The sequence below is a fragment of the Williamwhitmania sp. genome, assembly GCA_035529935.1.
Classification (GTDB): Bacteria; Bacteroidota; Bacteroidia; order Bacteroidales; family Williamwhitmaniaceae; genus Williamwhitmania.
Genome location: DATKVT010000198.1, coordinates 45,439 through 57,148, shown reverse-complemented (window position 1 = coordinate 57,148; position 11,710 = coordinate 45,439). Strand labels below are relative to the sequence as shown.

The 11,710-nt window shown below is 41.9% G+C and carries 10 protein-coding genes; 7 read left to right on the top strand and 3 right to left on the bottom strand.

The window, feature by feature from the left end; translation table 11 throughout:
* The 7 genes from ppk1 to VMW01_15230 form a co-directional block, all read left to right on the top strand.
* A partial coding sequence (gene ppk1, locus VMW01_15260; GenBank protein ID HUW07605.1) for a polyphosphate kinase 1 occupies positions 1-1,201 on the top strand: 1,201 nt, incomplete at its 5' end.
* A 15-nt stretch (positions 1,202-1,216) separates the two neighbouring features.
* Positions 1,217-2,146 carry a hypothetical protein gene (locus tag VMW01_15255; GenBank protein HUW07604.1) on the top strand — a complete coding sequence of 310 codons (930 nt, stop codon included), beginning with the start codon at positions 1,217-1,219 and terminating at the stop codon, positions 2,144-2,146.
* A 35-nt stretch (positions 2,147-2,181) separates the two neighbouring features.
* Positions 2,182-3,489 (top strand): tRNA (N(6)-L-threonylcarbamoyladenosine(37)-C(2))-methylthiotransferase MtaB, encoded by a 1,308-nt coding sequence (gene mtaB, locus VMW01_15250; GenBank protein ID HUW07603.1) that lies wholly within the window; start codon positions 2,182-2,184, stop codon positions 3,487-3,489.
* Positions 3,486-4,283 carry an inositol monophosphatase family protein gene (locus VMW01_15245; GenBank protein ID HUW07602.1) on the top strand — a complete coding sequence of 266 codons (798 nt, stop codon included), beginning with the start codon at positions 3,486-3,488 and terminating at the stop codon, positions 4,281-4,283. Before mtaB ends, VMW01_15245 begins: the two co-directional genes overlap by 4 nt.
* Positions 4,284-4,375: 92 nt before the next feature.
* Positions 4,376-5,254, top strand: coding sequence for a lysophospholipid acyltransferase family protein (locus tag VMW01_15240; protein ID HUW07601.1), 879 nt, complete (start codon positions 4,376-4,378; stop codon positions 5,252-5,254).
* A 4-nt stretch (positions 5,255-5,258) separates the two neighbouring features.
* Positions 5,259-6,290 (top strand): glycosyltransferase family 2 protein, encoded by a 1,032-nt coding sequence (locus VMW01_15235; protein HUW07600.1) that lies wholly within the window; start codon positions 5,259-5,261, stop codon positions 6,288-6,290.
* 46 nt (positions 6,291-6,336) lie between these two features.
* Positions 6,337-7,962, top strand: a complete 1,626-nt coding sequence (locus VMW01_15230; GenBank protein ID HUW07599.1) for an AMP-binding protein — start codon at positions 6,337-6,339, stop codon at positions 7,960-7,962.
* Between the two features lie 92 nt (positions 7,963-8,054).
* Here the strand turns inward: VMW01_15230 and VMW01_15225 are convergent, their stop codons facing one another.
* Genes VMW01_15225 through gldJ form a run of 3 tightly spaced genes read right to left on the bottom strand, consistent with a single transcriptional unit; the run spans position 8,055 to position 11,636 of the window.
* Positions 8,055-8,732: an inorganic pyrophosphatase gene (locus tag VMW01_15225; GenBank protein ID HUW07598.1), complete on the bottom strand. Its 678-nt coding sequence runs from the start codon at positions 8,730-8,732 to the stop codon at positions 8,055-8,057.
* Positions 8,733-8,741: 9 nt separating this feature from the next.
* Positions 8,742-10,082: a UDP-N-acetylmuramoyl-tripeptide--D-alanyl-D-alanine ligase gene (gene murF, locus VMW01_15220; GenBank protein HUW07597.1), complete on the bottom strand. Its 1,341-nt coding sequence runs from the start codon at positions 10,080-10,082 to the stop codon at positions 8,742-8,744.
* Between the two features lie 12 nt (positions 10,083-10,094).
* Positions 10,095-11,636: a gliding motility lipoprotein GldJ gene (gene gldJ / locus VMW01_15215; protein HUW07596.1), complete on the bottom strand. Its 1,542-nt coding sequence runs from the start codon at positions 11,634-11,636 to the stop codon at positions 10,095-10,097.
* Between the last annotated feature and the right edge of the window lie 74 nt (positions 11,637-11,710).

Here is an 11,710-nt window from a genome sequence, read left to right as displayed (position 1 = left end):
CATGGTAATTGCTGGAGGTAGATACCATAACTTTAAAGACTTCCTTAAATTCCCGAATCTTGGGAAAAAGAGTTTGGTATATGAGCCGCTTAAGTCCGTTCCTATTCCTGTTTTAGACAAGAATAAGTCCATTCTACAAGTAATGAAAGAGAGGGATCTACTGCTCCATTATCCCTACCATAACTTCTCCTACTACATTCGATTGCTGAAAGAGGCAGCCATTGACCCGGAAGTAAAGTCAATAAAGATAACGCTGTACCGAGTAGCTACCGAGTCGAAAGTTATTAGTGCATTGATTAACGCTGCACAAAACGGGAAAGAGGTGACCGCCATGGTAGAGCTCAAGGCTCGTTTCGACGAAAAATCAAATATTTATTGGTCCGAAAAAATGGAGGAGGCGGGCGTAAACGTGCTTTTTGGCGTGGCAGCACTGAAGGTGCATTGTAAGATGACCCTTATTACCCGCCAGGAAGGCAACAAACTCATGCGCTATGCATCGGTGAGCACAGGAAACTTTCACGAAGGAAACGCCAATGTCTATACCGATATCACCTTGCTTACCTCTGATGGGCGAATAACTTCGGAGGTTGAGCGGGTTTTCACCTTTCTGGAACATCCATACCGAGTGCTACCATACAGGCACTTGCTGGTATCTCCAAACCACATGCGTAAGCGACTTTTGTCTCTTGTAGACAAAGAAATTGAGAATGCCATGGAGGGAAAACCAGCCTATATCCTTGGCAAAATAAACAACTTAGTTGACGAGGTCATTATAGATAAGCTGTATGAAGCCAATAATGCAGGGGTGAAAATAAGGTTGGTCGTTAGGGGTGTCTGTGCGCTAATACCAAACCTACCAGGCCTGAGCGAAAACATTGAAGTTGTTTCCATTATAGACAGATTTTTAGAGCACTCAAGAATCCTCATTTTTGCTAATAACGGTAACGAGCTGTGCTACATATCCTCCGCAGACTGGATGAGTAGAAACCTCGACCGTAGAGTGGAGGTTGCAGCCCCTATTTTTGATCCACGCCTAAAAGATGAACTTAAAACTGTTGTACTTTATGGTTTGATGGATAATCAGAAAGCAAGAATCATTGATGAGAACCAGACCAATAGCTATAAAGGCAGCGACAACCGACCGCCTTTTCGATCACAATTAGAGCTACGCAAGTATTATAGGCATATTTCAGAGGACTAAAAAAACTGAGAAATATTGGAAATACACAAATTTGCCGCAATAGACATTGGCTCAAATGCAGTTCGTCTGCTATTTACCAATGTAGTTGAAAATAAAGGGAAAACAGAATTTAAAAAATCTGCTTTAATCCGCATGCCGGTTAGACTTGGAGAGGATGCCTTTACCGTGCATAGGATAAGCGATAGAAACGCAGATCGTCTAACGAGATTAATGCTAGCCTTTAAGCACCTTATGTTGGTAAATGAGGTTGAGGCATACCGAGCCTGTGCCACCTCCGCCATGCGTGAAGCCCAAAATGGAGAAGAAATTGCCCAACGCATATTGATTGAGAGCGGGGTTGAGATTGAGATAATAGACGGAAAAGAAGAGGCGAAGATTATCTACTCAAACCAAATCACCGATAAAGTTATCAACGCCAAGCCATACCTATACATGGATGTTGGTGGTGGAAGCACGGAACTTTCCCTTTTTATTGATAAAAAAGTCAAACGTTCAAGATCATTTAACATTGGAACGCTAAGGCTCTTGAATAAGCAAGTTCCTAAAGAAAAATGGAACATTCTGGAAGCTTGGGTAAAAGAGATTAAAGCTGACTTTGGACAGGTCGACATTATCGGTTCAGGTGGTAATATAAATAAGATTAGCCGAATGCTGGGCAAAAAAGATCAAAACATCATCGACCCCTTGGAGCTAAAAAGTCTTTTTAAAAAGTTAACCCAACTCACCTACGAAGAGCGTGTTTCCGACCTTGGTCTGAATCCGGACCGAGCCGATGTTATAGTTCCTGCCACCCAACTTTTTTTGTCGGTTTCAGGATGGTTAGGTTCCAAAAACATAATTGTTCCCACCATTGGTGTATCCGACGGTATTGCTAAAAAGCTCTATAAAGAGTTTAAGAAGGACAAGAATAAGCTAAATGCTAAAATTGAACGACTAAAAAAGTAGTACATTTGTCACCCTGTATCAATTTGTATTACTGAATGGCTTCTAACCCAAATAAAAGGGTGGCTTTTATCACGCTTGGCTGCAAACTGAATTTTTCAGAATCCTCAACCATTGCAAGGGAATTTGAGGAGAATGGATATCGTCGCGTGCCTCCCTCCTCTATCGCCGAGGTATATGTTATCAACACCTGCTCGGTAACTGAACATGCTGACAAGAAATGCCGCCAAGCTATTAGAAAACTAATCAGCCAATCGCCCAACGCCAAGGTAGTGGTTACCGGATGCTACGCTCAGCTCAACCCCAACGAATTAGCGGCCATTGAAGGGGTAAATATAGTAGTTGGAGCCTCAGAAAAGGGGAACATATTTCACCTACTTAATTCAAATAATAGTGGTAACACTGACATATACAGCTGCAACATAGAAACAGTTGAGACCATTTTCCCAGCATACTCTTCCGCCGATCGCACCCGATCGTTCCTTAAGGTTCAAGACGGATGCAACTACCACTGTAGTTACTGTACCATTCCTCTTGCCCGAGGGAAAAGCAGGAATTTACCCATAGCACAGATTGTCAGTGAGGCTATGGCGATTGCGACAAGAGGAGTTAAAGAAATCATTCTTACTGGAGTCAACATTGGAGATTTTGGCCAAACAACCAGCGAGACCTTTCTGAATCTTATCCAAGAACTTGAAATAGTTGATGGCATTGAGAGGTATAGGATTAGCTCAATTGAGCCAAATTTGTTAACATCAGAAATTATAGGCCACGTTGCCCAATCCTCAAAATTTTTACCTCACTTTCATATTCCACTACAGTCAGGTTCCAACAATATACTAAAGGCCATGAGGCGCCGATATACTCGGGAGCAATTCGCGGCAAAGATTTTGGAAATTAAAAGTGCAATTCCAGAGGCATTTATTGGAATCGACGTAATAGTAGGATTTCCGGGAGAGAGTATCGCCGACTTCATGGACAGCTACAACCTCCTTGAAATGTTAAACGTCTCTTTTCTGCATATTTTCCCATATTCGGTAAGGCCCAATACCCCAGCAGAGTTAATGCCCGAGAGGGTTTCCTCAACCGAAATTAGCCGAAGGACACACCTGCTCCAAAATCTTTCTGACAAGCTGCATCGGCAGTTTTACCAAGACAACCTTGGACGAGCAGTTAACGTGCTGTTTGAAGCACGACGTAAGGGAGACCAAATGCTTGGCTATACCGAAAATTACATTCTTGTTGAAGCCCCATTTATTAAAAACATGGCAAACACCATTGTTCCCGCCAAGCTCATTGGAACCACCAATATTGGAACTGCAACCATCGAAATAACAAGACCATGAACTTTGAATCCATTTGCCGCCAAGTTATCACCCTTGAAGAAGAAGTAAGCCAGTTTATCCAAAGGGAAAAAGCAACTTTCACCATGAGCAAGGTGGAGGTTAAAGGCCTACATGACTTTGTGTCATATGTTGATAAATCCTCTGAAAAGATGCTGGTGAAAGGGCTGCACGAAATTATGCCTGAAGCCTCTTTCTTAGCCGAAGAGGGTACTGTGGAGCATGTAAATGCAGAATATCAATGGATTATCGACCCACTAGACGGAACGACCAATTTTGTTCACGGCATTTCACCTTATGCAATAAGTGTGGCGCTCATGCACGAGAATAGCGTGGTGGTTGGCGTGGTGCTGGAATGCTCGCTCAACGAGTGCTTCTATGCATGGAAAGGCAGTGGCGCCTACCTCAATGGAAAAGAAATTAAGGTATCGGCTGCAACTACCATCAACGAAAGCCTCGTTGCAACGGGATTTCCTTACTACGACTTTTCAAAGATGAAGTCCTACCAAGATTCTCTTGAATTTTTCATGCAAGAATCGCACGGCATCCGCAGATTGGGATCAGCAGCCACAGACTTAGTTTATGTAGCAGCAGGTAGGTTTGAACTTTTTTATGAGTATAGTCTTCAACCATGGGATGTTGCAGCTGGAGCTTTCATTGTTGAGCAGGCAGGTGGAAAAGTAAGTGATTTTAGTGGGGGAAATAATTATATATTCAACAAACAAATTATTGCTGCAAACGCCAACGTATTTAAGGAGTCTCTTGCAAAGATTCAAGGCTTCTTCGCAGAAATTTAAGCTAAATACTGGCAGTACAAAAACTATTTAGTGGCGATCTTTTGAAACTAACTACGAATATTTAACTTGCTGCAGGCACAAAACTACTTATCGTGAGAATTGCTTTTTGGTTGTTTTTCGCATTAACATGGATACTTGGTCTTCTACCATTGAGAGTACTCTATGCCATTTCCGACTTTCTTTTCTTGATTGTATACTATGTTGCGGGCTATAGAATAAAGGTGGTACGCAACAACTTGGCCAACTCATTCCCCGAGAAAAGCAAGGTAGAACTACGAGCCATTGAGAAAAAATTTTACCACCATTTGTGTGACTTAACGCTTGAATCGGCCATACTTAGACACATCAGTGAGAAGAAAATGAAAAAGATCGTCTCCTTCTCCAACCCTGAAATCATGGAGAACTACCGTAAGCAAGGTAAAAGCATAATTTGCGTTACGGGGCACTATAGCAACTGGGAGGTACTTTCTATCTATCAACAAAAATCTAGTTTTCAGGTATTTGGAATTTATAAACCACTAACCAACAAATACTTCGATAATTTTTTCATTGAAACAAGGGAACGGTTCGGTGTAAAAGCGGTTTCTATGGAGGATACGGTAAGAACCCTCATTCGATACCATGCACAGAATCAGCCTACTCTCTCCTTATTCGTTGCCGACCAATCACCCACAGAGAGCCAAATTCATTACTGGACCACCTTTTTGAATCAGGAAACAGGGGTATTTACTGGAGTTGAGCGAATTGCTCAAAAGATGGGGTATCCCGTTGTCTTTCTTCATATTCAGAAAATAAAAAGAGGCAAATACAACGTTGAGGCCATCCCTGTATCTGAAAACTCTAAGGATACAAAACCATTTGAAATAACAGAACAACACGTAAGAATACTTGAAAGAATTATCCGTCAGCAACCGGAATACTGGCTCTGGTCGCATCGTCGGTGGAAGCATAAACGTCCAACTGCAACCTAAAGCCATGGAAAAGCTGTCAATAGTAATACTTAATTGGAATGGAATTTCGTTTCTCAAGAAATTCTTCCCGGAAGTTGTCCGAACCGCGAATATTCCGGGTGTAGAAGTTGTTGTGGCCGACAATGGCTCATCCGACGAATCAGTAGCCTGGTTAAAAGCCACCTATCCTGAGGTAAAAACAATTGAGCTGGACAAGAATTATGGATTCACGGGTGGTTATAACAAAGCCCTTCGGGAAGTTGAAGCAGAGTACTACCTCATCCTAAACTCAGACGTTAATCCAACTGAAGGATGGCTTGAGCCAATGCTTGCGCTGATGGACCAGCGGCCAGAGGTAGCTGCTTGTATGCCAAAAATTCTATCATACGACCACCCTACCTACTTTGAATATGCGGGCGCAGCTGGTGGATTTATCGATAGGTTTGGCTTCCCATTCTGCCGTGGAAGAATACTTAGCAAGGTTGAACAGGACAATGGGCAATACAATACCCAATGCGAAATCTTTTGGGCAACGGGTGCCTGTATGATGGTTCGAGCTTCCACATTTAAGGAAGCTGGTGGGTTCGACGAGTTCTTTTTTGCCCACATGGAGGAGATTGATCTATGCTGGAGGCTGAAAAATCTGGGATATTCTATAATGTTTGTGCCAGATTCTACTGTATATCATGTCGGTGGAGGCACACTTCCCAACAACAATCCTCGAAAACTTTTCTTTAACTATAGAAACAACCTCATACTTTTAGTAAAGAACCTACCATCTGGTCTTTTAGTAACCACCCTATTCTTCCGTATTTTTATGGATATGGCCTCGGCCATGGTTTTCCTATTAACAGGTAAGGTTGGCTTCTTTACTGCTATAATCAAGGCCTACTGGGATTTTTACAAGCATTCCATTTACTATAAAAGGCTTAGAAAAGAACTTGCCCATCCGAGGCGCAATACCCTTCATAAGCAAATTTTTAGAGGAAGTATCGTATATGACTTCTTCCTGAAAAAGAAAAAAACATTTTCATCCATCAATTACTTCAATAAATAGCGAACTTTTAGGTCTACAATTAGTAAAATTACTTTTCATTTAGCCTATGCAAGCCTTAACTTTCTCAAACCTAAAAGAAGCCTTCCTATTCTCATCAAACAAGTTTGCTGACAAGCCATTTTTGAATAACGACCAAGGGCTTAGCATAACTTACTCTGAAGCAAAAAGGTTGACACTCAATCTTGCTGAAAAAATAAGGGAAACGGGAATAGGTAAAAATGATAAAGTTGTAATTCTCTCCGAAAATAATCCATTTTGGCCAATTGCCTACTTTGCAGTAATCCTAAGCGATGCCACAGCGGTACCCATTCTGCCAGATTTTACATCCGATGAAGTTTCGCTTCTCACGAATCATTCAGAAGCCAAGGGAATTATAGTTTCTACTAAGCAGCTACCCAAGATTGACAAAACCTTACCACTTTCAATTTTTGAAATTACTGAATGTGAGATCGTTAGGCACACCTCTCTCGTCGGAACAAAAACAGTAGAGAAGCAAGTTTTACCCTCCGATATTGCCTCTATCATCTATACATCTGGAACAACAGGTACCCCTAAAGGAGTAATGCTTACGCATGACAACTTTATCCACAATACCAGTGGGTGCTTTACGGTTCAGGATATTAACATCGATGATGTTTTCCTCTCGGTATTGCCATTAGCTCATGCTTATGAGTTTACCATCGGTCTTTTGTTACCAATGGTAGCTGGTTCAACCATACACTATTTGAGCAAGCCACCCACAGCATCGACCCTAATTCCAGCAATGGCAGAGATTAGACCCACTACCATGCTTACGGTTCCACTGATTATGGAGAAGATTTTTAAGAATGGTATTAAGCCAAAGCTTACCGATAGCCGTTTGAAGCGGACACTCTACAGCACAATACTTGGACGAAAACTAATGCACCGTTTGGCAGGCAAAGAGTTGAAACAAAAATTTGGCGGTAGAATTAGATTTTTTGGCGTTGGAGGAGCTAAGCTTGATGGCAAAACTGAACAATTTTTAAAGGAAGCCAAATTCCCCTACTCCATTGGCTACGGCATGACCGAAGCGGCACCGCTAATAGCCGGCTCACCACCTCGCGAAACAAAGCTATTTTCTACCGGAAAAGTCGTCCAAAACCAAGAGATTAAGATCAGCAATCCTGATCCCAAAACTGGAATTGGTGAGATATGGGCTAGAGGAAGGAATATTATGAAGGGGTATTACAAATTACCAGAGCTTACCAATGAGTTGATTACCCCTGAAGGCTGGTTGAAGACTGGGGACCTTGGAAAGTTACAGCCCAATGGCTACCTATATATTTGCGGTAGATTAAAAAATATAATTCTTGGTCCCAATGGAGAGAACATCTACCCAGAAGATATTGAGGCCATCCTTAATCGACATCAGCTGGTAATGGATTCGCTTGTTTACGAAATGAAGGGAAAGTTGATTGCCAAGGTTAATCTAAATCAGATGGAGTTTGAGCAGAAATATCAGGAAATGAAGATGGCTGCAGCAAATTTCCAGCAGGAAATGGAGAGAAAAGTTGATGAAGTGCTTGCTGAACTTCAGGCCTACGTCAACAATCAGGTAAATCGTTCATCACGGCTTTCAGTTGTTGTAATTCAATCTGAGCCATTTGAAAAAACACCTACACAAAAAATCAAACGCTACCTTTACATCTAGGGTTCTCCCTTAAAAGGTATGTATACTCCAAAATAAAAGAGGCCGCATTCTATGATGCGACCTCTTTTATTTAGTTGTTGTGACGACAACTCCTAGAGGTAGAGCATCGATTCCAAGTTACTGAACCGCTTAGTATAGTCCTCCATTGCCCTTCGAATTACTTCATGAGCCTCCTCAATTCCATAGACATGGGTGATTTCACAATTGCGCTTTTCGCCTGGCAGATCCTTGTAAGTAAGGAAGTAATGGCGTAACCTATCGATAACCAATGTTGGAACATCCTGAATATCGGTGTAGCTGCCGTAAACTGCATCATTGTTAAGAACGGCAATTATCTTATCGTCTGCTTCATCACCATCAATCATACGAAAACCACCAATAGGTTTTGCATCTACGATTATATCGCCGTGAGTAATCACTTTCTCAGTTAGGATGCAAACATCAAGAGGATCACCATCTCCATTTATCTTTTCATTGTTTAAACGTTCCCGACTAAGTTGAGCCACTGAATCACCACAGTATGTTTGTGGCAAAAATCCATAGAGGGCTGGAATTACATTTGAGTATTTTTGAGGTCTATCAATCCTTAAGTAACCAGTAACCTTATCGACTTCATACTTAACCGTATCGGTTGGCACCATCTCAATGAAAGCGGCAACAACATTCGGAGCTGTCTTCCCCAAACTTATTCCATGCCAAGGGTGAGACTTGTAGCGCAAACCCATCAACCTACCCACCAGGGGATCCATCGTTCTATTACCGTGTTCCATTACAATATTTTAAAGTTTATCAAATATACGCTCCAGTTGAATTCCTCTAGAACCTTTTACTAATACAAATGAGTTAATAACGGGCATCTCCTCCAAATGTTTCTCCAACTCCTTGTAACTATTAAAGCTTAGAAGGGAAATACCTTCAGAAGCTTTTGTAAACATTGGCCCCACTAGGAGAATCTTTTGAAACCCACATTGCAGAGCAAGTTCAACCATCTCCTTATGTTCTGCCAAGGAGAAATTACCTAATTCAAGCATATCTCCCAAAATAGCAACCTTGCTTGGATGATCGACTTGTACCACTCCAGCAAGTGCCGAACGCATGCTTGAAGGATTTGCATTATAACAATCGAGCAATACTATGTTGTGAGCTGTTTTGGCAATTTGTGACCGATTATTGCTCGGTACAAAACCCTCAATCGCCTCCTTAATCATTCTATTTGCAATGCCAAAGTAGCGTCCTACTGAAGCGGCGGCAAGTATATTCTCCACATTATAATCGCCAAAGAGATGAGTATTTACCAAGCCAATATCCTCAATCTCAACACAAAGATAGGGTGATTCTGCGGGTGAATCCACCACAGTTGCACCTAATACTTCCTTTGAATATGGCAAAGTTCTCATTTTTGTGCGGGTACTAACCATTTTGGATAAAAGAGTGCTATCAGCATTGTAAAAGGCGAGGCCGCCGTGTCTACTTAAAAAGTCGTAGAGTTCACCTTTCCCTTCCATAATCCCTTCAACCGAGCCAAAACCTTCCAAATGGGCTTTTCCAATATTGGTAATAATGCCATAATCGGGCTCGGCAATCTCAGCTAGTTCACCGATCTCACGTTTATGGTTGGCCCCCATCTCCACAACGCCAAACTCACTATTGCGGTCAAATGAAAGAATGGTGAGCGGTACACCTATATGGTTGTTTAAATTTCCCTTGGTAAAAGTAACAAAGAATTTCTTGCTCAGCACAGCGCTAAGCAACTCTTTGGTTGTTGTTTTCCCATTGCTCCCAGTAATTGCTAATACTGGTATACCTAGTTGCTTGCGATGATAATGCGCAACCCGCTGAAGGCATTTGAGTGAATCGGGAACTAATATTGCACCTTCTGCTGCTTGTGAAGGATTGTCAATAACTGCAATGGCAGCTCCCTTTGCAAGTGCCTCCTTGGCAAAGAGATTTCCATCTACGGTTTCACCTTTCAGAGCAAAAAAAACATCACCCTCCTCAACCAATCGGCTATCGATAACAGCTTTACCTCCATTTACTAAGAAACTGTATATTTTTTCAATATTCTCCATGTTCCCAAAGTAAAAGACCCCATTACAAATGGGGTCTATTTTATCTTTCAACCTATTCAGATTCTATTTTTTATTTTTACCTCCTTTACCTGACGGGCTACCTACGCTCTCCATTGCACAACGGAAACCGAGGTCGTCAGTAGAAGATTTCTCATTCAGATAACGACGAGTACCGGGAATTAACCAGTAAGCTCTGTCTTTCCATGAACCACCTTTATAAACTCTAACATGGTCATTAATCAGAGAAGCCATACCATCGTTAGGTTTATTTTTTGACCTAGAAACACCTTGATAGTACATTCTTGAAGACCCAGAATCTTCTGGCTGAGTCATATCGTTTATACTTTCATAGTCGATGCTAGAAGCCAAATCTCCATCAAGGTAATTACGGTAATCTGCCTTGTTATAGTTGGTTCTACCAGCAACTTCTTCAGGTTTAACATTTTGGTAAATCAAGCGTCCAATGCTATCCTTTTCCACAATTCGGCCCTCCTCATCACGCTTAACCTCCTTAAAAACGTTACCTCTAAAAGGACGGAATTCATCAACATCCTGAAACGATAGTGGACGGTATACATCTAGTACCCACTCATTTACGTTACCGGCCATGTTGTAAAGACCAAAATCGTTGGGCCAGTATGATTTAACAGGAGCAGGAATGGAGGCATTATCGTTCAAAGAACCGGCGGTTCCCATATAGTCACCACGACCTCTGCGAAAGTTAGCCATCATCTGACCACGATACTTCACGTCCGAGTTCCTAACGTTATGACCATTCCAAGGATATAACTTTCTATCGGTAAGGCGTTCTTCATATGTGTTACCAATCAAACCAAGAGCAGCATATTCCCACTCTGCCTCGGTTGGAAGGCGATACCGTGGAAGAAGAATTCCATCCTCAAAAGTTACAGGACGACCCTCCTTAGCGTTGGGGTCAAGACTAGGTAAGTTTCTTTTAACTGTACCAACGTATAAGCCAGCAAGGTAAGCCTCTGTATTAAAGTTGTCGGCATCCTTCTGATCAAGCGAAAATTCAAGAATTCCAGCGTCCACAAGGAGCTGCTCATTCACACGGTCAGTACGCCATTTGCAATAATCTTCGGCTTGCAACCAGTTAACACCAACTACAGGGTATTCATTATATGCAGGGTGACGGAAATAGGTTTCAACATATGGGTCATTGAATCCCATTTTGGTTCTCCAGCAAAGCGTATCGGGCAAAGCATTGCGATATACCTGAGGATAGGAAACCAGCACACGACGAATCCAATGGAGATATTCCCTGTAGTCCACATTCCTAACTTCAGTCTGGTCCATATAGAAAGAGGCAACGGTAACCCGACGTGGCATATTATTCCAATCGTACATTACGTCTTGCTCTACCCTTCCCATGGTAAAGGTACCTCCCTCAATAAATACAAGGCCAGGACCCGCCTCTTGTTGGTAGTTAGTTTTAACTTCAAATCCACCATTATCGTAGCTATTGTATCGCCAACCAGTAGTAGGAGATGTTTCGCTACTGCCCCCACCACCGAGGATTCCACAGCCAGAAACCATTAACATAGAACCGGCAAAAAGAGGTAGAAAACTAAACCTGAATTTCATAGGTAACAATTTTAGATGCTTGGAGGTTAATCTTACAACACCGCTCAAATTTAAAAAATAATAACAAGTAGCAA